This window comes from Rhodococcus rhodochrous (assembly GCF_014854695.1).
Taxonomy (GTDB): Bacteria; Actinomycetota; Actinomycetes; order Mycobacteriales; family Mycobacteriaceae; genus Rhodococcus.
On sequence record NZ_CP027557.1, the window covers coordinates 1,334,771 to 1,360,374 of the forward strand.

Sequence of the window (25,604 nt, forward strand, 5' to 3'; positions counted from 1 at the left end):
CTCCTTCCGGACGGGACCGGCCGGACAGTTCGGGCGGGCGCGTCGCTGCTGGTATGGTTAGGCGGCCCTAACTATATCCGGACGGAGGGGCGGATCCGAGGGGGCGGGTCCAGGAATGTCGAGGAGTACCCGTGGAATCGATCGTGCCTCTGCCCTTGACTGCTGCCCAGTCGGGAATGTGGTTCGCGCAGACGATCGACCCATCCAACGCGACACTCGTCACCGGGCATTTCCTCGAGATCGACGGCGACATCGATCCGGCGGTTCTCGCCCGCGCCGTCCACACGGTCTTCGCCGAGTCCGCCGAACTGCGCGCTCGGATCGCCGTCGTCGACGAGGCGCCCGTCCAGTTCCCCGGTGCCCATCCGGCACCGGACGTCGAGGTCACCGACCTCACGGCGGATGCCGATCCGCGGCGGACGGCCGTCGACACGATGCGTGCGATCCTGCGCGTGCCGATGGATCCCACTACCGAAGCCGGCATCGGCGCCCGGGTCTTCGTCCTCGGATCGGACCATGTGCTGCTGTTCCTGCGCGCCCATCACTCGTTGCTCGATGTCTACGGCTACAGCCTGATCGAACGTCGCATCGTCGCCGTGTACACCGCACTGGTGCGCGGCGAGGAGATCTCGCCCGCGACCTTCGGTTCCGTCGAGCAGGTCGTCGCCGAGGACAGCGAGTATCGCAGCGGCGATCGCATCACCGCCGACCGCGACTTCTGGACCGAGACGCTGCGCGGCGCCCCCGATGCACTCGGACTCGCAGAGACCGCGGTACCCGCCGCGTCCTCGCTCGCCCGCGCGGTGGTCACCGAATCGGTGCAGGTCCCCGGGGACGTCGCCGAGGCGCTCGACGCAGCGGCACGCCGCGCCGGGGTGGGTTGGCCCGACTTCGTCGCCGCTGCGACGGCCGCCTATCTCACCCGGGTCACCGGGGTCCGCGACGTGGTACTGGGCTTCCCGGCCATGAACCGGATGGGCAGCGTCGCCGCGAAGGTGCTCACCACCGCCGTCAATGTCGTGCCCCTCCGCCTCGAGGTTGCCCCGGCGGCAAGTCTCGCGGCGCTCGCCGCCGACGTGCGCGCCACTGTCGCTGCGCAGGGACGCCACACGCGCTACCGGGGCGAGGACATCCACCGCGACCTGTGTCTGCCCGCGACCAGCCCCGGTCCGGTGGGTCCCACCGTCAACATCAAGCCGTTCGGCGACACCGTGCGGTTCGGCGACGCGACCGCCACCGTCCACTCGCTCGCGCGCGGTCCCGTCCACGACCTCGCGGTGGTCGCCCGTCGCGTCGACAGCACCCGCGCACTCGAACTGACCCTCGACGCCGACGCCGACCGGTACACCGCTGAGGAGGTCGCCGGTCACGCCGCGGCCATCACGCGACTGCTCACCTTCGCCGCTCGGGAGGACGCGGACGAACGCCCGCTCGCCCACGCGGACCTGCTGGATTCGAATTTCCGAGACCAACTCGAAACCCGTTGGCACGGAACCATATCCGAGTCCGTCGCGCCCGACCCGATGGATCTGTTCGACAAGCAGGTGGCCGCCGCCGGTGCCGCGCCCGCGCTCGTCGCCGGCGCCGAACGTCTCACCTACGCCGAACTCGACGCGCGCATCGATGCCGTCGCAGACGAACTCGCGCGCGCCGGGGCGGGACGTGAGGTGACGGTCGCGCTCGCCCTGCCGCGCACCGCCGATATGGTGGTCGCGCTCCTCGCCGTGCTGCGGACGGGCGCGGCGTACCTGCCGCTCGATCCCGCCTTCCCCGCCGAGCGACTCGAGTACATGCTCGACGACGCGCGACCGGCGATCCTGCTCACCACCGACGACTTCGCCGACCGTCTCCGCGCGTCGACCCCGGCCGCCACTGCGAGCTTCCGCGACGACCGCCTGCACTGGCGCGGCGACGCCCCCGTCGGCGACGCTCCTTCGGAGCGGGTGGTGCCCGACCAGTCCGCTTACGTCATCTACACCTCGGGATCGACCGGCCGGCCGAAGGGTGTCGTCCTCTCGCGCGGCGCACTTGCCCGGTTCGTCGACGCCGCGACCGGTCTCGCCGGAATCGATACGCACACCCGGCTTCTCGCCCTGACCACCCTGTCGTTCGACATCTCGGTGCTCGAACTGATCGTGCCGCTGTGCCGCGGCGGAACCGTCGTGCTCGCGGGCGACGACGAGGCGCGCGATCCGGCGGCCCTCGCCACACTCGCCGCGACCGAGTCGGTGAACTGCATCCAGGCCACTCCGTCGCTGTGGGGCGCGATCGTCGAGCACGACGCTCTGGATCTCGCCGGTGCGGACGTGCTCGTCGGCGGCGAGTCCCTGCCCGCTTCCCTGGCCGGAACCCTCGCTGCGCGAGCACGTTCGGCCGTCAACATGTACGGACCCACCGAGGCGACGGTGTGGTGCACCTCCGCGCCGGTCGCGCCGGGTCTGCCGTGGACCGGATCGGTGGGGCGCCCCTATCCGGGAACCGGTGTGCGCGTGCTCGACCGGCAGTTGCAGCCCGTGCCGGTCGGCGCGGCCGGCGAACTGTACGTCGTGGGGCAGCAGCTCGCGCGCGGCTACCGCGGCCGCCCCGACTTCACCGCCACCCGCTTCGTCGCCGATCCCTTCGGCGCCGGCCGGATGTACCGCACGGGCGATCTCGTGCGCTGGACTGCCGACGGTACCCTGCAGTATCTCGGACGCGGAGACGACCAGGTCAAGGTCCGCGGACACCGCATCGAGCTCGGTGAGATCGAAACCGCCGCAGCGCACTTCCCCGGCGTGACGCAGGCCGTCGTGGTCGCCCGGCCCGACGCCACCGGTGCGGCCCGTCTCGTGGGTTACGTGACCGGCACCGACGTCGACACCGCGGCGCTGCACGACTTCCTCCGCACGCGTCTGCCCGAGTACATGGTGCCGTCCGTGACGGTCGCGCTCGACGAGTTCCCGCTCACCGCGAACCTCAAGGTCGACCGCAAGGCACTGCCCACCCCGGAGATCGGTGCCCCCGACACCGGGCGCGATCCCGAGACCGCCACCGAACACACCCTCGCCGGTGTCTTTGCCGACCTGCTCGGACTCCCGGCCGTCGGTGTCGACGCCGACTTCTTCACCCTCGGCGGAACGTCGCTGTCCGCCACCCGTCTCGTCGCGCGGATCCGCTCGGCGCTGGACGTCGAGGTGTCGTTGCGCGACGTCTTCGACGCTCCCACCATGGCCGAGTTGGCGGTGGTGGTCGACGGCGCGAGTCCGGCACGTCCCCGCTTCGTCGCAGGACCGCGACCGGCGCGGATCCCGCTGTCGTCGGCCCAGCAACGCCTGTGGTTCCTCGACCGCGCCCAAGGGCCGTCGCCGACCTACAACATCCCCTTCGCCCTCGAACTGCGCGGCCGGCTCGACGCCGACCTGCTCGACCGTGCCCTGGTGCACGTCGCTGCCCGGCACGAGGTGCTGCGCACCGTCGTCGACGTCGTCGAGGGTGAGCCCGTGCAGGTCGTCACCGACACGCCGTCGACGATCCTGCAGGTCGCCCAGGCGCGCGACGGGAACGCCGGGGCGCTTCTCGACGCGGCCGCGCGGGCACCCTTCGATCTCGGACAGGATCGTCCGTTCCGTGCACATCTCGTGCGGCGCGCACCGGACGATGCCGTGCTGCTGCTCGTCGTGCACCACATCGCGGGCGACGAGTGGTCGGCCGAGACGGTCTTCGCCGACCTCGCCGCCGCCTGTGCGGATCTCTCGGCGGGTCGTGTGCCCGACGACGCTCCGCGTCCCCAGTACGCGGACTTCGCGGTGTGGCAGCGCGGACTCGCCGACGACCCGGCCGCCGCCGCACTCCGCGACCGCGACCTCGCGTTCTGGCGCTCCACCCTCGCCGGGGCACCCGAGGAACTCGTCCTGCCGCACGACCGTCCGCGACCCGCGGTGCCGAGTCACCGCGGTGGCGAGGTGCACGTGCAGGTGGGTTCGGAACTGACTGCGGCCCTGCGGGATACGTGCACCCTTTCCGGGACGAGCATGTTCATGCTCACCCACGCCGCGGTGGCCGCTCTGTTCACCGCCCTCGGGGCGGGCGACGACATCGTGCTCGGCGCGCCCGTCGCGGGTCGCGCCGACAGTGGGCTCGAGGACATCGTCGGCTTCTTCGTCGACACCGTCGCCCTGCGCACCGATCTGTCCGGCGATCCCGACACCGCCGAGATCCTGACGCGCGTACGGCGCGCCGACCTCGCCGCCCTCGCCCATCAGGAGGTGCCCTTCGACGAGGTGGTCGACGCCGTCGGTGTCACCCCGTCGCTCGCGCGGCACCCGCTCTTCCAGACGATGGTGCAGTACCGCACCGAACCGGTCGTCCCGCAGATCGGCGACACCACCGCGACCGTGTCGTATCTGTCCACCGGCACGTCGAAGTTCGATCTCACCGTCGACTTCGTCGACGCGACCGACGGTCTGTCGATCCGCTTCGAGTACGCCGAGGACCTCTACGACCGTACGAGCGTACGGACCCTCGGGCAGCGTCTGCTGTCGGTGCTCGCGGCCTTCGCCGAACCCGAACCGCGACACCTCTCGACGATCGACGTGCGCACCGACGAGGAGCGCGCCGCCGACACCGCCGAGGCGGTGCCCGCCACCACGCAGCTGCTGCCGGATCTGCTCGCGGCGGCCTTCACCGCCCACCCGGATCACCCGGCGCTCGTGTTCGGTCCAGAGACCCTGAGCTATCGGGAATTCGGGGCGCGCGTGCATCGTTCGGTTCGCGCGCTCGCCGAGCGGGGCATCGGACCCGGCAGTGTCGTCGCGGTCGCGGCGGCACGTTCCGACGCCGCCGTGGTGGCCCTGGCCGCCGTCGTGCTCTCCGGTGCCGCCTACCTGCCCGTCGACCTGTCGTACCCGCCCGCGCGCATCGAGTTCATGCTCACCGACGCCGAACCCGATCTCGTGCTCGTCGATACGGAAGGCGCCGTGCCCGGAGACGCGCCGCAGCTGACCCTTGCCGCACTGGCCGAGGCGGCACAGGGCCGTTCCGACGCGCCGGTGACCGACCTCGACCGCACCCGGCCGCTGCATCCGGCGGACGGGTCGTACGTCGTCTACACCTCCGGCTCGACGGGTGTGCCCAAGGGCGTCGTGGGAACCGCTGCGGCGCTGGCGAGCCGGCTGGCCTGGCAGGCGGCACGCGTCCGCCCGGCCGGCAACGACGTGCGGCTGGCCAAGAGCTCGCTGAGCTTCATCGACGGATCCACCGAACTGTTCGCCGGCCTGCTCTCCGGCGCGACCATGGTTCTCGCGGACGATACGGCCTCCCGCGACGCCGGGGCCCTCGCCGATCTCGTCGCCCGGCACCGCGTCCGGATGCTCACCGCCGTGCCGAGCCTCGCCGAGGCCCTCGTGGCCCTGAGCCCCGAGGCCGCGGAACTCGTCGACACGTGGTTCCTCAGCGGAGAACCCCTCGGCACGAGCGTGATCGCGGCGCTGCCGGGCGCGCGGGTGATCAACTCGTACGGTTCGTCGGAGGTCGCCGGCGACGTCACGATCTGGACGGCGCCGGATCCCGGCGTCGACCGCGTCCGCATCGGTGCCCCCGTCGACGGCGTGACCGCGCGCATCCTCGACCGGCATCTGCGTCCCGTCCCGGACGGGGTGACCGGCGAACTCTATGTCGGGGGAGTGCAGTCAGCCCGCGGCTATCTCGGCCGCCCGGACCTGACCGCGGCGCGGTTCGTTGCCGACCCCACCGGAAGCGGCGCCCGGTTGTTCCGCACCGGAGACCTGGTGCGGCGCAGTTCCTCCGGAGAGCTCGACTTCGTCTCGCGCGCCGACCACCAGTTGAGCCTGCGCGGCTTCCGCATCGAACCGGGCGAGGTCGAGGCCGCGCTGCTGCGCCACCGGGCGGTGACCGCGGCCCTCGTCACCGTGCGCCCGTCGGCGTCCGGAACCGATCTGCTCGTCGGTTACGTCGTCGCCGATCCGGCCGCGCCGCGCCCGGCGGCTACCGACCTGCAGGACCATCTGCGGACCGTGGTGCCGGACTACATGATTCCCGCGGTCTTCGTCGTGCTCGACGCCATGCCGACCCTGCCCAACGGCAAGGTCGACCGCGCGTCCCTGCCCGATCCCGCCCGGAGTCACAGCACACGCGAGGCCACCGACGACGAACGCGCCGTGTGCGAGGTGCTCGCCGAACTCCTCGGTGTCCCGCAGGTCGGCCCCGACGACGACTTCTTCGCCCTCGGCGGCAATTCGCTCCTCGCGACACGTCTGTCAACGGCGCTGCGCGTGCGCACCGGCCGGAACCCGTCGATCCGCGACATCTTCGACCTGCGCACCCCCGCGCGACTCGCGGCAACGGTCCCGGCCACCGTCACCGGCCCGGAACTCGTGCGCCGCGACCACGCCGAACTCGTCCCCATGTCGGCCGCGCAGCGCCGGCTGTGGTTCCTCTTCCGCCTCGAGGGCGCGTCGGCGACCTACAACATCCCGTACACGATGCGGTTGCGCGGCGCTCTCGACGTCGATGCCCTGCGCGAAGCCCTGCAGCACCTGATCGCCGGGCACGACACGCTGCGCACGGTGTTCACCGAGCCGGACGAGGACGACGTCGAGCAGATCGGCTACCAGCGGGTGCTGCCCGCCGAGGACTGCACCGTCGAACTGCGGATCGTCGACGCGGCCCGGGCGGATCTCGACGCGCTGCTCGCCGAGGAGGCGGGACGCCCGTTCGATCTCACCCACGACCTGCCGATCCGCGCGACCCTCGTGCGCACCGCGCCCGACGACGCGCACCTGATGGTGCTCGTGCACCACATCGCCGCCGACGAGTGGTCCGCCACACCGCTCGTCGCCGATCTGTCGGCCTGGTACGCGCACCTGACCACCGGGGCGCCCGCTCCGGCGCCGCTGCCGGTGCAGTACCGGGACTTCACCCTCTGGCAGGACGAACGTCTCGGTACCGGGGACGAGTCTCTGCGTGAGGCCCAGACCGAGTACTGGGCACGCGTCCTCGACGGAGCACCCGAGGAACTCGCCGTCCCGCACGACCGGCCGCGCGGCGCTGTCAGCAGCTATCGCGGCGGCGCGGTCCCGTTCACCGTCGACCCGCGAACCCGCGAAGCACTCGCCGGCATCGCCGCCGAATCCGGCGCGACGATGTTCATGCTCACCCACGCCGTCGTCGCGGCATTGCTGCGCGCGCACGGCGCCGGGGACGACATCGTCCTCGGCACTCCCGTTGCGGGGCGTCCCGACGCCGCCCTCGATCGGATCGTCGGCTTCTTCGTCAACACGCTCGTGCTGCGCACCGACCTGTCCGGCGACCCCACCGTCCGCGACCTGCTCACACGGGTCCGGGAGGTGGACCTCGACGCCTACGCGCACCAGGACCTGCCGTTCGAGGTGCTCGTCGAACGACTCGCCCCGGCACGGTCACTCGCGCGCCAACCGTTGTTCCAGATCATGGTGCAGTACCGCGACCGTCTCGACGAGATCCGCATGCCCGGGCTCGACTCCGAACCGGTCTTCGTCGAGACCGGCACGTCGAAGTTCGACCTGACCTTCGACCTCGCCGAGACCGACGACGGCGGGATCCGCGGCCGCATCGAGTACGCGACCGATCTGTTCGACCACGACACCGTCGACGGATTCGCGCAGCGACTCACGGTCCTGCTCGCGGAGATCGCGGCGGATCCCGACACCTCGCTGTCGCAGCTGAGCGTGCTCACCGCCGACGACCGAAAGGCATTGGCTGCAGCGGAGATCGGCACGGTCCGCGACAACGGTCCCGATCACACGGTCCCCGAGCTGTTCTCGCAGCAGGTCGCTGCGACACCGGACGCCCTCGCGCTCGTCGACGACGCCACCGGACGGCGGTGGAGCTACGCCGAACTCGACCGTGCCGTCGCCGCTCTGGCCGGACACCTGCGTTCCGTTCCCGGAGTAGGAATGGATGCCGTCGTGGCCGTGGCGATCCCACGCAGCACCGCACTCGTGGTCGCCCTCCTCGCGATCCACCGCGTCGGTGCGGCCTATCTGCCGCTCGATGAGAACTATCCCGCCGAGCGGCTCGCGTACATGCTCTCCGACGCGCAGCCCGTCGCGGTCGTGGCGGCCGCCGGTGTGGCGATGTCCTTCGACTCCGTCGTGCCGGTGCTCGAGGTCGACGAATCCGGCTGCGTCGGTATCGATCCCGCAGAGCCGGTCGCAGCACCGACCGCGATGCCCCTCGACCGCGCGGCGTACGTGCTCTACACCTCCGGATCCACCGGAACCCCGAAGGGCGTCCTCGTCGGCCATCGCGCCGTGGCCAACCGGTTGCGGTGGATGCAGGACGAATACGGTCTCACGGCCGACGATCGGGTGTTGCAGAAGACCCCGTCCGGATTCGACGTGTCGGTGTGGGAGTTCTTCTGGCCGCTGATCGCCGGTGCCACGCTCGTCGTCGCGACCGCCGACGGCCACCGCGACCCGCACTATCTGCGCGACGTGATCGCCCGGCAGTCGATCACCACGGCGCACTTCGTCCCGTCGATGCTCGCGGCGCTGCTCGACGTGCTCGCCGCCGAGCAGGACCGGGCACTGCGCCTGACCCGGGTGATCTGCAGTGGTGAGGCGCTGACCGCCGACCACCGCGATCGCTTCCACACCCTCGTCGACGCCGAACTGCACAATCTCTACGGCCCGACCGAGGCGGCCGTCGACGTCACCGCGGCATCGATTCCGGCGCAGGACATCCCGTGGGTCCCGATCGGACGACCGATCGACAACACCCGCACCTTCGTCCTCGACGAACGGCTCCGGCCCGTGGCCCGGGGCGTCGTCGGCGAGTTGTATCTCGGTGGTGTCCAGCTCGCCCGCGGCTACCACCGGCGCGCAGGTCTGACGGCGGGCCGGTTCGTCGCCGACCCCTACAGCGACGCAGGGGAGCGGCTCTACCGCACCGGCGACCTCGTGCGGTGGCGCGACCGGGGCGCGGGCCTCGAACTCGACTACCTCGGCCGCGCCGACGGCCAGGTCAAGCTCCGCGGCCTGCGCATCGAACTCGGGGAGATCGAGGCGACGCTGGTCGCGCATCCGGACGTCGCGCAGAGTGCCGTCGTCGTGCGCGACGGCACGCTCGCCGGTTATGTGGTGCCCCTGGCCGCGCGCACCGTCGAACCTGCGGATCTGCTCGCGCACGCCGCGACGACCCTGCCCGACCACATGGTCCCGGTGACCGTGACCGTGCTCGAGGCGCTGCCGCTCGGACCGAACGGCAAACTCGACCGCAGGGCACTTCCCGACCCGCAACCGACCGCGACGACGCGCCGCGAGCCGGAGACCTCCGCCGAGGCCGCACTGTGCGAATTGTTCGCGGAGGCACTGCGTCTCGACGTCGTCGGGCCGGACGACGACTTCTTCGCGCTCGGTGGTGACAGCATCGTCTCGATGCAGGTCGTCACGGCCGCGCGTCGCAAGGGCATCGAATTCGGCCCGCGCGAGATCTTCCGGTGGCGCACACCGGCCGGTCTCGCCGCCGTCGCACGGTTCGCCGAGACGGCCGAACAGCCGGCCGGTCCCGTGGACGATCGGGAGCCGGGCCCGGTGCCCGTCCCGCCGGCCGTGCACGCGCTGCGGGAGACCGGCACCGAACCGGCCGGTGCGGCGATCGTGTTCGCCGTCGACACCCCGGCGGACGAGGAACAGGTCACAGCCGCCGTGCGCGCGGTGGTCGCCGCGCACGACGCGCTGCGCATGCGGCTGACCCGCGTGGCGTCGGTGCTGTGGTCGCTCGACACCCATCCCGCCGACGAGGTGCCGGTGCGGGTCGTCGAGACCACCGATCTCGCAGCCGCCGAGCAGCAGGCCCGCTTGGAGGCCGCCGCGACTGTCGACCCCGAAGCCGGACCGGTGCTCTCGACCGTCCTGCTGACCACCGGACAGGCGGGTCGCCTCGTGGTGGCTCTCCACCCGATCGTCGCCGACGGTGTCTCCGTCGGCGTGCTCGCCGCCGACCTGACGGCGGCGGTGACCGGGGGAGCGGTCGCCGTTCCCGCCGCTACCGCGCGGGGACTCGCGACCCGGATCAACGAGCGGGCGCAGGACCCGGCGCTGTTCGGTGAACTGGCGCACTGGGCGCAGGTCCTTGCCCCGGGCGCCGCGCTGAGCACCGCGGTGCTCCCCGTCGGCGATCCGGTCGAGATCGCCGCAGTCGAGGTCACCGCCGGTCCGTCCGGTGAACAGGACCCCGCTGTCGCGGCGGTGACCGCGCTGGCAGTCGCCGTCGCACGCGTCCGCGAGGCCGCGCCGGCACAGTTGCTGGTCGAGATCGAACGCGACGCACGTGGATTCTCCGACGGCGAGCCGGACTGCACCCGGACCCTCGGGCCGTTCGCCGTCGGTGTGCCCGTGCGGGTTCCCGTCGCCGACGATCCGGACGCGGTGTCGGCCGGCGTGTCTGCCGCGTTGGGCGCCGTGCCCGGTGACGGTTCGGGATATGCGCTGCTGCGGCATCTCAACGCCCAGGCCGCACCGGCCTTCGTGGCGCTGGCCCGGCCCGACGTCCTCGTCCGGGTCGACACGGTGCCGACCGACCGGCGGATCCCGTCCGGGCACGCCCTCGAGCTGTCGGTGCGATTCGAGGACAAGGCGGACGGTCGTATATTCACGGCCACGATGCGGTCGGACGGACGAATTCCTTCGGAAGAAATCCGAGCGCTTTCCGAGGCCTGGACGACGGCGATGAACGCGCCGGTGGGAGCAGGTTTCAGCACCCCCTCGGGCGCCTAGTATGGTTAGCCTAACCATCAGCTAGTCGGTATGCGCCCGCGGCTCGTCGCGGCATCCGTGGGAGAGAGAAATTCGATGCAGTCGGTGTATCCCGTCACGCGCGCGCAGCGGACCATCTATTTCGGTCATCAGCTCGACGCCACCGGGCACCTCTACAACACCGGCATGTACACCGAGACCATCGGCGACGACATCGACATCGACCGGATGATCACGGCGATCCACTCGGTGCTCGACGTCGCGGAGACCCTGCACGTCAACTTCCACATCGACGCCGACGGCAACGTCGTCCAGGTCCCGCGCGCGACCCGCGAATGGGACCTGCCCGTCATCGACTTCCGCGGCGAGGACGACCCGGCGGCGGCGTCCGACCGCTGGATGCGCGAGACGATGAGCGAACCGCAGGATCTCGCCCGCGACCTGCTGTTCCGATTCGCCATCCACCGCCTGGCCGACGACACGGTGCGGCTGTACCAGCAGTACCACCACATCGTGAACGACGGCTACGGCATCGGCCTGGCGACCACCGCGATGACCAAGGCGTACGTCGAGGGAAAGGGACCCGACCGCGCCACGGAGTGGACCCTCGAACGATACGTGCACGTCGACGAGGAGTACGTCGCGAGCGAACAGCGCGAACTCGACCGCCGCTACTGGCTCGACGAACTCGCCGACCTCCCGCAGGTGACGCGCCTGCTCGGCTCGGGTCGCCTGTCGAGTCCCGGCGAACTCGTCGCCTGGTCGCACATCGACGCCCACGGACGCGGCCGGCTCGAGCGGTACGCCAAGGCCCATGGCACCCGGCCCGCCACCGTGCTCATCGCCCTCCTCGGTGCCTATCTGGCCCGGGCCACCCGCCGTCGCGACGTGGTGATCAGCCTGCCCACGACCGCGCGTGGCACCCGCGAACTGCGCACCGTACCCGCGATGGTCGCCAGCGTCCTGCCCCTGCGTTTCGACGTCCCCGACGACGCGCGTCTGGCCGACGTCGCCGAGGTGATCGACGGCAAACTGCTCGGCCTGCTCAAGCACGGCCGGTACCGCGGTGAGGATCTCGGTCGCGAACTCGCCGAGATCGACCCGGACTGGCGGCCCCCGACCGTCGGTGTGAACATCATGCCCGCAGCTGCCTCGCGGTACTCGGTCGGCCGGGAATCGCAGGCGCACATGCTGTCCTCCGGGCCGGTCGGCGAACTCGAATTCATCCTCGTGCTCGAGAAGGCCGGGCACCCGATCGAGATCGGACTGCGCGGTCACGCCGACGACGCACCGCTCGCGCAGCGCTGCGCCGCCGATCTCGACGACTTCCTCGCCGCGATCCTCGACGACCTCGACGCGCCGCTCGGCACCTTCGACGTCGCCCCGGCACCGTCGCTCGCCGAGAGCTCCGAGGCCGATCGGATCGGCGTTGCCGCCGGGCACGAAGACACCATTGCGGGGCCGCTCGCGCTCATGCCGGCCACCGCGCGACGCCGCGACGCCGGAGTTTCAGTGGATGCCGGCCTGCGCGAATACCGCATCCCGGCAGCGGAGGATCTCACCGAGGACGCCGTGGTCGCCGCCGTCGCCGCCGTGGTCGCGCACCACCCGGCGCTGCGGACGACTCTCACCGCACCGGCCCCGGTGCTGTGGCTGCTGTCGGTGAACGACACCGCCGCCGTCGACGCCCGGACCCTCGTCGCGGACGCCGCGCTGCCCGCGGGGACCGCGACCGCCGACCTGCCCCTGCGCCCCGACGCCACCGCCGGCCGGATCCTGACCGCGGTGCGGCTCACCGGTGCGGACGAGACCGCCGGGGAACTGGTGTTCCTCGCCCCTGCCGGACTCGTCGACGAGACATCCTGGTCGATCGTCACCGCCGACCTGCACCGTGCCCTGCGCGCCGCCCGGCGCGGCACGCAGATCGCACTGCCGCCCGTGCCCACCTCACCGGCCACCCACGCCCGCGTCTTCACCGAGCAGGCGGCCTCGCCGCAGCGACTCGCAGAACTATCCGACTGGATGACCACCGTCGCACCCGGCGCCGAGTTCGCCGCAGCGGCGGCCACCGGCCGCACACGGACCCCCGTGACCGTCACGCTGACCGACGACGAATACGCTACGGCGACAACCGCGATGGCCGGACTCGTCTCGGGTGACGCAACGGATGTGTGGACCGCGGTGACCGCAGCCGCGGTCGCGAACACCCGCGAGAGCGCCGAGGGTGAACTGCTCGTCGACATCGTCCGCGACGGCCGCGTCGCCCTGACCCCCGACGCCGATCCCACCCGCACCGTCGGCGCGCTGGACTGGACGACGCCGGTACGACTGGCGCTCGCCCCCGATCCGCTCGACGCCCTGCGCACCGCGAAGGAACGCCTGCGCGCCGCCCCCGACCGGGGCATCGGCTGGCCGATGCTGCGCTACGCCAACGTCCAGGCCGGGCCGGCCCTCGCGCCGCTCGGGCAGCCGCAGGTGCTCGTGCGGAGCGGCGGAGACCGCATCGGCGACTACCTGCTCGACATCCACGTCGAACGGGGAATCGACGGCGCCGCGGTGCATCTCACCGCCGACGAGGCGCTCGACCCCGATCTCGTGGTCCGGCTTGCCGAGGCATGGCGCGCGGCGTTCGACGACCTGCTCGGCCGCGCCGACGCAGCCGCGGGAAGAACCTCTCTCACCCCGTCCGATCTCGGACACGTCACGCTCACGCAGAACGAGATCGACCGCGTCGCACGGATCGCGCCGGCGCGGATCGAGGACATCTGGCCCCTGTCGCCGCTGCAGCGCGGCCTGTATTTCCAGTCGGTCTTCGACTCGTCGAAGGACATCTACACCGCCCAGTTCTCGCTCGACTTCGGCCACCGCCTCGACGTCGCGCGCCTGCGCCGCGCCGCCGCACGCCTGCTCGCCGAGAATCCCACCGTGCGTGCCGGTTTCACCGACGACGGCCTGATCGATCCGGTGCAGTTCATTGCCGCCGCGGATCTCGAGGTGCCGTTCACCGAGGTCGACCTCACCGACCTCGCCCCCGCCGAACAGCAGGCCCGCGCCGAGAAACTGATCGAGGAGGATCGGCTGCAGCCGTTCGACCTCGCGTCCCCGCCGCTGTGGCGCATGCTGCTGCTGCATCTCGACGGCATCGACCGTCTCGTCGTCAACCGCGAATTCATCCTCTGGGACGGCTGGTCCGGCGCGCTGTTCGTCGACGAACTTCTCGCCCGCTACGCCGGTGACGAGATCGCCGCGCCCGAAGCAGGTTTCACCGACTACCTGCAGTGGCTCGCCGCCCGCGACCGCGCCGCCGCCGAGCAGGCCTGGCGCGACGAGTTCGCCGATTTCGACAAGCCCACCCTGCTCGCCGGATCCACCCGCGACCGCGCCGCCATCGTGCCGCTGCGCATCGAGTCGTACATCGACGAGACGCTCACCGCGGCACTGCGTGACCGGGCCCGCAGTACGGGCGTCACCCTCAACGCGTTGATGAACGCCGTCGTCGGCCTGCTCCTCGCCGCCGAATCCGGCAGCACCGACGTCGTGTTCGGCTCCACCGTCGCCGGGCGGCCCACCGAGATCGTCGGACTCGACCGCGTGATCGGCATGTTCCTCAACACCGTCCCGGTGCGGGTGCGTCTGTCGGGTGCCGAGACCGTCGCGGAGCTGCTGCGCCGCATGCAGGACGAGTACGCCGACCGCATGGAGTTCGAATATCTCGGGCTCGGCGACATCCTCCGCGCCGTCGGCCATTCCGAACTGTTCGACACCCTGTTCGTGTTGCAGAATTTCAAGGACGCCGACGAGATGGCCCGGCAGTCCGCGCGGCACGACATCGTCGCCGAGGACAGCCTCGACCACACCCACTACCCCCTCGCGATCGTCGTGTCGCCGGGGCAGACCATGCACGTCAAGATCGACTACCGGCCCGACGTCGTCGACGGAGCGCGTGCCCGGGCCCTGCACGACCGCTTCGTGGCGCTGCTCGGCTTCGTCGCCCGCGGCGTCGATCTGCCGGTCGCGTCCGTGCCGGCACTGACGGCCGCCGAGCATGCTGTCACCGAAGCCCGGCTGCGCGCCGAGATCCCCGAGGTCGAGGACGCCACCGTCGCCGAGATGCTCATCGCGCGCGCCGCGACCGACGCCGACCGCATCGCCCTCGTCTCCGGTGAGCAGAGCTGCACCTACGGCGAACTCTCCGGACGCGTCGAAGCGCTCGCCCGCACCCTCATCGACGGGGGAGCGGGACCCGAGACCATCGTGTGCCTCGGCCTGCCCCGCAGCATCGACACCGTCGTCGCGCTCTTCGCGATCCTGCGCACCGGTGCCGCCTATCTGCCGCTCGAACTCGACCAGCCCGACGAACGGTTGCGTACCGTCATCGACGACGCGCAACCGGCGCTGTTCCTCACCACCACCGCAGTGCAGGATCGTCTCGGCCTGCCCGCCGACCGCAGCATCCGCCTCGACGAGCCCCTCACGGCGGATACCGCGCCGCTGACCGACGCCGAACTCGGCGCGTTCGCCCCGGGCCGCCCGGGCCGGCTCGAGCACCCCGCCTACGTCATCTACACCTCCGGGTCCACCGGCAAGCCGAAGGGTGTGGTCACCCCCTATCGGGGCCTGACCAACATGCAGCGCAACCACCAGGACGAGATCTTCGATCCGGTGGTCTCGTCGGTGGACGGACGCCGGATGCGGGTCGCGCACACCGTGTCGTTCGCCTTCGACATGTCGTGGGAGGAACTGCTCTGGCTCGTCGAGGGCCACGAGGTGCACGTCTGCGACGAGGACCTGCGACGCGACGCCACCGCGCTCGTCGAGTACTGCAACACCCACGCCATCGACGTCGTCAACGTCACCCCCACCTACGCGACGCAGCTGATCGCGGACGGCATGCTCGACGAGGGGCCGGGACAGCACCGCCCGCCGCTCGTCCTGCTCGGCGGTGAGGCCGTGTCGGATTCGGTGTGGACGCGCCTGCGCGAGACCGGCGGCACCCTCGGGTACAACCTCTACGGCCCCACCGAGTACACGATCAACACCCTCGGCGGTGGCACCGACGACAGCGCGACCCCCACGGTCGGCGTCCCGATCCGCGCGACCCGCGCCTACATCCTCGACCCGTGGCTGCGACCCGTCGTCGACGGTGTCGTCGGCGAGTTGTACATCGCCGGTGTCGGTCTCGCCCGCGGCTATCTGAACCGCTTCGGCCTCACCGCCGACCGGTTCGTCGCCGACCCGTGGTCGGCCGGTGGTCGCATGTACCGCACGGGCGACCTCATGCGCCGACGGTCCGACGGCAACCTCGACTATCTCGGCCGCGTCGACGACCAGGTCAAGATCCGCGGCTACCGCGTCGAACTGCACGAGATCGCGGCCGTGCTCGAGGAGCATCCCGAGGTCGGCACCGCCGCGGTGATCGCCGTCGACGACCCGCTCGTGCCGGGCACGAAACGACTTGCCGCGTACGCGGTTCCGGTGGGAGATGGTGATCCGTCCGATCTGTCCTCGCGGCTCGTCGCCCACCTGCGTGCCCAGCTGCCCGACTACATGGTCCCGGCCGGAGTGCAGCTCATCGACTCCGTGCCGATGACCGTCAACGGCAAGCTCGACACCCGCGCCCTGCCCGAACCGCAGGCCGCGACCGGCCTCGGTGGACGCGCCCCGCGCACCGAGACCGAGAAGGTCCTGTGCGAGATCTTCGCCGACGTCCTCGGCATCGACGAGGTCGGCGCCGACGACGACTTCTTCGAACTCGGCGGGCACTCGATGATCGCCATGCGGATCATCGGCCGCATCCGCTCCGAACTCGGCGTGGACGTCACCATCCGCGACCTGTTCGAGGCCCGCAGCGTCGAGGAACTCGCCCGCCGCATCCCCGGCGCCGCAGCGGCGCTCCCGCCGGTCACCGCGCGGACGCGCCCCGACCGGGTGCCGCTGTCGGCCGCCCAGGAACGCCTGTGGCTGCTCCAGCAGTTGCAGGACGACAGCCTCGCCTACCACTACGCGCACGTCGCCCGTCTCGACGGTGCGGTGGACGCCGATGCCCTCGCTGTTGCGGTCGCCGACGTCGTGGAACGTCACGAGAGCCTGCGCACCGTCGTCGAGTCCGAGGACGGCACGCCCTACCAGCGAATCCTGTCCACAGCCGAGGCCGTGCGCTTCGACCTGCACGAGACGGAGTCCGAGGACGCCGTCCGGGCGCTGCTCACCGAGCGGCTCACCGCGTCGTTCGATCTGCGCACCGACCCGCCGCTGCGTGTCGTGCTGGTGCGCGTCGCGCCCGACCGGCACGTCCTCGCGGTGGTGCTGCACCACATCGCGACCGACGAATGGTCGGACGCGCCGCTGCTCGGCGACCTCACCCGCGCCTACCTCGCGCGGTCGGCCGGTGCGGCACCAGAGTGGTCGCCGCTGCCCGTCCAGTACGCCGACTACACGCTGTGGCAGCGCGAACTGATCGAGGCCGGCCGGATCGACACCCAGATCGACTACTGGACCGACACTCTCGCGCAGTTGCCCGACGAGATCGTCCTGCCCACCGACCGGCTCCGCCCCGCGCGGCCGACGGGCGCGGCGGGCAACACCACCGCGACGGTCCCCGCCGACATCGCCGTCCGCCTGCGAGCGGTCGCGGATGCCCTCGGCGGCACGATGTTCATGGCGCTGCACGCGGCCGTCGCGGCACTGCTCTCGCGGCTCGGCGCGGGCGACGACATCGTCGTCGGTACCCCGGTCTCGGGCCGGTCCGACACCGTCCTCGACGAACTCGTCGGCTTCTTCGTCAACACCCTCGTGCTGCGCACCGACCTGTCCGGCGAACCCACCTTCGCCGAACTCCTCGACCGGGTGCGCGAGACCGACCTCGCGGCGATGGCGCACCAGGAGGTGCCCTTCCAGCAGCTCGTCGAGCGACTCGCACCGCCGCGCGTCGAGGGACGGAACCCGCTGTTCCAGGTGATGATGAGCTACCTGCAGCGCCCCGCGCAGCTGCCCGACCTGCTCGGTGTGCCCACCCGCTGGGAGCCACTGAGCAACGTCCGCGCCAAGTTCGACCTCAACCTCACCTTCGTCGACGCCCCGGACACCGGCGAGGTCGCCGTGTCGGTGGAGTACGCGACCGACCTGTTCGACGCCACCACGGCCGACACGTTGCTCGCTGCGCTGCTCACGCTGCTCGAGCGGGTCGCGAGCGCACCCGAGGCCCGGATCGGCGACGTCGCGATCCTCGACGCCGACGAGACCGCGGGACAGCTCGCCGTGGGCACCGGCGAGCGCGTCGACTTCGCTCTCGTCCCGCTGAGCGAGGTGCTCGCGCGCAGCGCCGCCGAGTACGCCGAACGGCCGGCTCTCGTCGCAGCCGACCACACCCTCACCCATGCTGCGCTCGACGCCGCCTCGAACCGCCTCGCGCGCGAACTCGTCGCGCTCGGTGCCGGCCCGGACGCGATCGTCGCGGTCGCGGTGCCCCGCTCCGTGGAACAGGTCGTCGCGATCCACGCCGTCGTGAAGTCCGGTGCGGCCTACCAGCCGATCGACACCACGCTGCCCGACGCGCGCATCGAGTACCTGCTCGGTGACGCACGTCCGCGAGTCGTGCTGACGCGCAGCGATATCGCCTTGCCCGGTGACCATCCGCGACTCGACCTCGACGACGCCGAGGTCCGTGCCCGCATCGACGCCCGTAGCCCGGAGCCGGTCACCGACACCGACCGGATCGCGCCGCTGATCCTCGACCACCCGCTCTACGTCATCTACACCTCGGGGTCGACGGGTCTGCCCAAGGGCGTCACCGTGTCGCACCGCGCCGTGGCGAACCGGTTGGAATGGGTGCGCCGCGAACTGCCCGTCTCGCCCGACGACCGGGTCCTGCTGCGCACGCCCGCGACCTTCGACGTGTCGGTGTGGGAGTTGTTCGCACCGTTCGTCGACGGTGCGAGCGTCGTCGTCGGCGGACCCGACGCGCACCGCGATCCCGTCGAATCGGCGACCCTGCTGCGCGACGGGAACATCACCGTCGCCCATTTCGTGCCGTCGATGCTCGAGGAGACCCTCGCCGTGTCCGCCACCGCGGACGCCGCGAACCTGCGGCGCATCGTGTGCAGCGGTGAAGCACTGTCGCCGCGCACCGTCGAACGCGCGGCGAAGGTGCTGCCGCAGGTGAAGGTCCACAACCTGTACGGCCCGACCGAAGCCGCGGTCGAGGTGACCCTCGACACCGACCCGGAGGCCCGGATCGGTTCGCGCACCCGCGGTTCCGTCATCGGACGGCCGGGCGCGAACGTGTGCCTGTACGTGCTCGACCGGTATCTGCGCCCCGTGCCGGCCGGCACCCCGGGCGAGCTGTACATCGGGGGAGTGCAGGTCGCGCAGGGCTACCTGCGACGCCCGGCGCTCACCGCCCAGCGGTTCGTCGCCGACCCCTACGGTGATCCCGGCGACCGGCTCTACCGCACCGGCGACCTCGCGCGGTGGGACGCCCGCGGTGACCTCGAATATCTCGGCCGCGGCGACGACCAGATCAAGCTGCGCGGTCTGCGCATCGAACTCGGCGAACTCGAAGCGGCTCTCGACGCCGTCGACGGTGTCGCCCGTGCCGTAGCGGCGGTCAAGCCCGGTCCCGCCGGCTCTGCCGGTTCGACCGGCACAGGCGATTCGGTGCTCGTCGGATATGTCGTTCCTGCAGCGGGTGTCGCGGTGGATCCGGTGGCGGTCCGCGAGACACTCGTCGGACATGTGCCCGATTACCTGCTGCCCGCACGGGTTCTCGTGATCGACGCGGTTCCGACGAGTTTCAACGGCAAACTCGATCGCAGTGCCCTGCCGGCACCGGAGTTCGACACCGGATCCGGGCGGCAGCCGCGCACCGAACTCGAAGCGACGATCGCGACACTGTTCGCCGATGCGCTGGGACTCGACGAGGTCGGCATCGACAACGACTTCTTCGCGTTCGGTGGGCATTCGCTGGCCGCGATCCGGCTCGTCAACGCGATCCGCTCGGAGCTCGGCGTGGATCTGGCCCTGCGCACGGTCTTCGACGCCCCGACCGTGGGGTTGCTCGCGCAGCGGTGCGCGGCCGCCGGGCAGGGGTCGCCCCGACCCGCGCTGGTCGCGGCCGACCCGCGACCGGCGATGGTGCCGCTGTCGTACGCGCAGCAACGCCTGTGGATCCTCGACCAGCTCGGAGCCCGCGGCGGCGTGTACAACGTGCCCGTCACGTGGCGGGTGCACGGACGCGTCGACGTCCCGGCACTCGAAGCCGCCGTGCGCGACGTCGTCCTGCGCCACGAGGCGCTGCGCACGGTCTTCCCGAGCTCGGACGGGCAGGCCTACCAGATGGTGCTCACGCCCGACGAAGTCCGCGTGATCGCCGACCACCGTCCGGTCGACGCGGCCGATGTCCGCGATGCGCTGGCCGAGGCGATCGATCACCGCTTCGATCTGTCGGCAGAGCTGCCGGTGCGGTTGTCGGTCCTCGACGCCGGGGACGACACCGTGGTGGCACTGGTGATCCACCACATCGCCGTCGACGAGTGGTCGACCAAGGCGCTGCTCACCGACCTCGCCACGGCCTACGCGTTGCGGCAGGCGGGGCAGGCACCCGAGTGGACGCAACCCACCGTGCAGTACGCCGATTTCACGCTGTGGCAGCGCGAACTGCTCGGCGACCCGGCGGATGTGGAGTCGCTCGCCGCGCGTCAGCGCGCCTACTGGCGCGACGCCCTCGCCGGCCTGCCCGAGGAACTGCCGCTGCCGACCGACCGGACCCGTCCGGCCCGCACCTCCTATCGCGGTGGCGCCGTGCCGTTCGCGCTCGACCCGGAGGTCGTGCGCGCACTGCGGGAACTCGCACGCGCACAGGACGTCTCGATGTTCATGGTCGTCCAGGCCGCGGTGGCGGTGCTGCTCGCGGCCTACGGTGGCGGCGAGGACATCCCGCTCGGCACCCCGGTCTCCGGCCGCGGCGACGCACAGCTCGAGGATCTCGTCGGCTTCTTCCTCAACACCCTCGTGCTGCGCACCGACCTGTCCGGCGACCCCACCGTCGCCGAACTGCTCGACCGGATCCGCCGCACCGACCTCGAGGCGTTCGACCACCAGGACCTGCCGTTCGAGCAGGTCGTCGACGCGGTGCTCGGCTCCGACCGATCCGTCTCGCGCGCCCTGCACCCGCTGTTCCAGGTGATGATCGTCTATCTCGTCGAACCCGATCCGCGCAGCGCGGGTGGGCTCACCGCGGGTGTCACCCCCGAACCGCACCCGATGGAGACCTCGAAGTTCGACCTGTCCTTCGACCTCGTCGAATATGCGGGCACCGACACCGTCGTCGGCGTCGTCGAGTACAGCTCCGACCTGTACGACCGCGGCACCGTCGAACGTCTCGCCGCCGGACTCGACCGGGTGCTACGCACGCTGGCCGGGGGAGAGGCACACCGGCGCCTGTCCGCCATCGACGTGCTGCCGGCCGACGAACGCGCCCGGCTCGAGCAGTGGCGGACCACACCGGCACAGGCCACCGAAGCCGTTACCGTCGCGGACCTGTTCGACGACGCGGCCACCCGCCACCCGCACGAGACGGCGCTCGTGGCAGGCGATCTCGAATGGACCTTCGCCGACCTCGCGTCCCGGGTCCGCCGATGGGCGCGCCTGCTCGTCGACCACGGTGTCGCTCCCGAGACCCGCGTGGCGCTCGTGCTGCCCCGCACGGCCGACACGATCGCGGCGATGCTCGCGGTGCTCGTCTCCGGCGGCGCCTACGTCGCGCTCGAACCGCGCACTCCCACCGAGCGTCTCGCGACGATCCTCGGCACTGCGGAGCCCGTCGTCGTGCTCACCACCGGAGAACTCGTGTCGTCGCTGCCCGCAGGGGACGCGCCGGTGCTCGCGCTCGACGACGAGACGCTCGCCGAGCGGGTCGCCGGTTACGACGACGCCCCGATGACCGACGCGGACCGGCTCGCACCGTTGCGCGCAGACCACCCGGCCTACGTCGTGTACACCTCCGGTTCCACCGGCACACCCAAGGCGGTCCTCGCCCTGCACCGCGGCCTGACCGAGCTGTTCCACAGCCACCGCGCCGATCTGTACGAACCGACGCAGGCACGGACCGGACGCGACCGGCTCCGGGTCGGCCACGCATGGTCGTTCGCCTTCGACGCGTCGTGGCAGCCGCAGCTGTGGCTCTTCGACGGCCACGCGGTGCACGTCGTCGACGAAAAGGTCCAGCGCGACCCGGCCGAGATGGTCCGCGTCGCCCACGAATCCCGCTGGGACTTCGTCGAGGTCACCCCGTCACACCTCGCGCAGCTGCTCGATCACGGACTCGCGGACGATGGACGGTGCCCGGCCTCGCTCGGTTTCGGCGGCGAGGCAGTCTCCCAACCGATGTGGGACCGGCTGCGCGGGCTGGACGGCGTGAGCGCCTACAACCTCTACGGGCCGAGCGAGAGCACCGTCGACGCGCTCGTCGCACGGGCCTCGGACGCGGACGCGCCCGTTGCCGGCCGACCGGTGGCCGGCACCCGGGCCTACATCCTCGACCGGTGGATGCGCCCCGCGCCGATCGGCGTGGAGGGCGAGCTCTACCTCGCCGGTCGTGGACTGGCCCGCGGTTATCTCGCCGACCCGGGTCGCACCGCCGACCGTTTCGTCGCGGACACGATCGATCCGGAGTTCCCCGGTGATCGCATGTACCGCACGGGTGACCGGGCCCTGTGGACGCCCGACGGACACATCCGATACCGCGGACGCGGCGACGACCAGGTCAAGATCCGTGGTTACCGGATCGAGCCGGCCGAGATCGAGACCGTGCTCTCGTCGCGACCGGACGTCGCGACCGCCATGGTGCTCGCCCGCACCGATCTCGGCGCGACGGCGCGTCTCGTCGCCTACGTCGTCCCGGCCGCCGGGTACACCCTCGATACCGAGATGCTGCGGCGGGCGGTGGCGCGGGTGCTGCCCGACTACATGGTGCCGTCGGCGACGGTCGTCCTGGACGCCCTGCCCACGCTCGCCAACGGCAAGATCGACCGCGCCGCACTGCCACGACCGGAACTCGCCCCTCGAGCGCACCGGGCACCGTCCACACCGGCCGAAGAACTGCTGTGCGCCCTCGCCTCCGAGGTCACAGGCATCGAGCAGGTCGGTGTCGACGACGATCTGCTCGACCTCGGATGCGACAGCATCTCGGTGATGCGGATCCTCGGCGGACTGCGCGCGGCCGGATACGTGATCGACGCCGAGTCGATCCTCACCGCCGGGTCGATCGGCGAACTCGCCGCAACCCTCCACGAACCGACTGATCGTTCCACCACAGAGCCGATTGGTTGTTCCACAACAGAGTCGACTGATTGTTCCACCACAGAGTCGATTGGTTGTTCCACAACAGAGGAGAATCGATGAGGATCCACACGCGACTGCGCCGGATCGGCGTCGCCCTCGCCGCCACCGCCATGCTGGTCGGTGTCACGGCGTGCGGCTCGGGCACCGACAGCGGTAGCTCGTCCGGCAGCGCGACTGGGGCGAACGGCGAGTTCCCGGTCACCGTCTCCGGCAAGTTCGGCGACACGACCGTCGAGTCCGCCCCGACCCGGGCCCTGCCGCTGTCGCCGCAGGACGCCGACATCCTGCTGTCGCTGGGCGTCACCCCGCTCGCGCTCCCCGTCGATGCCCAGAACCTCGCCGCGACCGGCGGCACCGGTGTCTGGCCGTGGGAGGCCGAAGCGCTCGGCGCCGACGTCCCGCCGCTGCTGAACATGGACGGCGGTGCCACGGTGATCGCCGAGCAGATCGCCGCGCTGCAGCCCGACATCATCGTCTCCACCGGTTTCTGGGGACTCGAGCAGAACACCTACGATCAGCTCGCCGAGCAGTTCCCCGTCGTCCACTTCGACTACCGCGCCAACGGTGAGCCGTGGCAGGACTCCACCCGCAAGATCGCATCGGCCCTCGGCATCCCCGAGAAGGCCGAGGAGGTCATCGAGCAGGCCGAGGCCGATCTCGACGCCGCCAAGGAGCAGTACCCCGCACTCGAGGGCACGACCTACAACGCGATCATCGGCGACACCGGTGGCCAGCTGTCGGTGCTCGCCGCCGACGACCGCGGCATCGGACAGTTCCTGAACTCCCTCGGCCTCGAGCTCAGCGAATACGCGAACACACTCCAGGTCGATGCCGACGGACGCGGTGTGCTGTCCTACGAGGAGATCTCGCAGCTCGACGCCGACCTGCTCGTCGTCGTCTCGCCCACCGGCGATCTCGGATACCTGACCAAGTTCGAGGCCTGGAACCGTCTTCCGGCCGTCGAGCGTGGCGCGGTCGTCTCGCTCGCCCGCAACACCGGCATGCCGAACGCCGTGGGCTTCCCGTCGGCGCTGTCGCTGAAGTGGGCCACCGCCGAGATCGCCCCGATGCTCGCCGACGCCGCCGCGAAGTCCGAGTGACGGACCGGCAATGAGCAACGGCGCCCTCTTCGATCTGCGGCCGCTGCGCGAGAGCGCGGCCTTCCGCCGGATCTTCATCGCTCGCACCATCTCGATCTTCGGTATCGGGATGCTCATGGTCGGCGTGCCGATCCAGGTCTACGACCTGACCGGATCGTCGCCGATGGTGGGTCTGGTCTCCGCGCTCGAAGGGGGTGCTGCGATCGGTGGCATGCTGCTCGGCGGCATGCTCGCCGACCGCTACAACCGCAAGTTCCTGATCCTGTTCGCCCGCACCGTCTCAGGCCTCACCTTCGTCGGACTGGCCGTCAACGCCGGTCTGTCGTCGCCCTCGGTGCCGGCGATCATCGCCCTGACGGTCGTCAACGGCCTGATCGGGTCGATCAGCATCGCGGCTCTGCTGGCGGTCGTGCCCACGCTCGTCCCCAAGGACCAGCTCGTCGCCGTCGGCGCGCTCAACGTCCTCAGCGCCCGCGCCGGAGCCGTCCTGTCCCCGGCGCTCGGCGGTCTCGTGATCGCGACGTTCTCGGTCGCGTGGAACTACTGGGTGGCCGCGATCGGCACCGCCGTGACCGTCACCCTGCTCTCGGGCCTGCCTGCGCTGAACCCGCCGAACTCGGATGCCGGGCACGACGCCGACACACCCTCGGAGACGGTGACCGGCTTCCTGCGCCGCGAACGCGTCGTCGGTGGCGTGATGATCGCCGGTGTCGTCGCGATGCTCGGTGGCGGTGTGCTCGTGCTCGTCCCGGCCTTCGCCGACGCGCGCTTCGAGGGCAACGCCGTCGCCATCGGCGTCATGTATGCGGCGATCGCGCTCGGTGCCGCCGCAGCCACGGTCACCAGCGGGTGGCTCGGCCGGTCGGTGCGGCCCGGTCGCGTGCTGCTCACCGCACTGATCCTCGGATTCGTCGTCCAGGCACTGGTCGGCTTCACGTCCGTACTGGCGCTCACCGCCGTGCTGCTCGTGATCGTCGGTGTGTTCGGGGCCGTCCAGGAGGTGCTGCGCTACTCGCTGATCCAGACGCACACGCCCCACACGCTGCTCGGCCGGGTGAACGGCCTGTGGTCCGCCCAGGAGGTCGCGGGCATGTCGGTCGGTGCGCTCGTCGCGGGCCTGTTCGGCGGCATCTTCGACGCCCCGGACGCGGTCGTCTGGTACAGCGCCGCGATGGCGGTCCTCGCGCTGCTCGTGACCCTGGTGCTGCGGCGCCTGCGCGGCGCGGCGGTGGAACCGAGCGCGTATCCGGTCACGGTCGAGTGACCGTACGCCGCGCGATCCACGGGTTCGCGCGCTCCTGACGCAGCGGAGTCGACTGTGTTTGCTGGGGTTCAGGGGTACTTACGAGGTGTCGTTAACGCAATCTTCACCGACACGCTTCCCCCTGCCGAGCGAATCGTCCGTATCGGGGTTAGCGTCGGGGGTGTAGGC

At 71.2% G+C, this 25,604-nt stretch carries 4 protein-coding genes; all 4 read left to right on the forward strand.

Annotated elements, in window-relative coordinates; translation table 11 throughout:
* Positions 1-131 precede the first annotated feature (131 nt).
* The 4 genes from C6Y44_RS06365 to entS all read left to right on the forward strand — a co-directional run bounded on the left by C6Y44_RS06365 (position 132) and on the right by entS (position 25,436).
* The gene (locus C6Y44_RS06365; protein ID WP_159418972.1) at positions 132-10,754 is read left to right on the forward strand and encodes a non-ribosomal peptide synthetase; all 10,623 of its coding nucleotides are present in this window, start codon (positions 132-134) and stop codon (positions 10,752-10,754) included.
* Positions 10,755-10,829: 75 nt separating this feature from the next.
* The gene (locus C6Y44_RS06370) at positions 10,830-23,132 is read left to right on the forward strand and encodes a non-ribosomal peptide synthetase (protein WP_225623734.1); all 12,303 of its coding nucleotides are present in this window, start codon (positions 10,830-10,832) and stop codon (positions 23,130-23,132) included.
* Positions 23,129-24,172, forward strand: a complete 1,044-nt coding sequence (locus C6Y44_RS06375; RefSeq protein ID WP_159418971.1) for an ABC transporter substrate-binding protein — start codon at positions 23,129-23,131, stop codon at positions 24,170-24,172. Before C6Y44_RS06370 ends, C6Y44_RS06375 begins: the two co-directional genes overlap by 4 nt.
* A 10-nt stretch (positions 24,173-24,182) precedes the next feature.
* Positions 24,183-25,436 carry an enterobactin transporter EntS gene (gene entS, locus C6Y44_RS06380; RefSeq protein WP_159418970.1) on the forward strand — a complete coding sequence of 418 codons (1,254 nt, stop codon included), beginning with the start codon at positions 24,183-24,185 and terminating at the stop codon, positions 25,434-25,436.
* Positions 25,437-25,604: the final 168 nt, after the last annotated feature.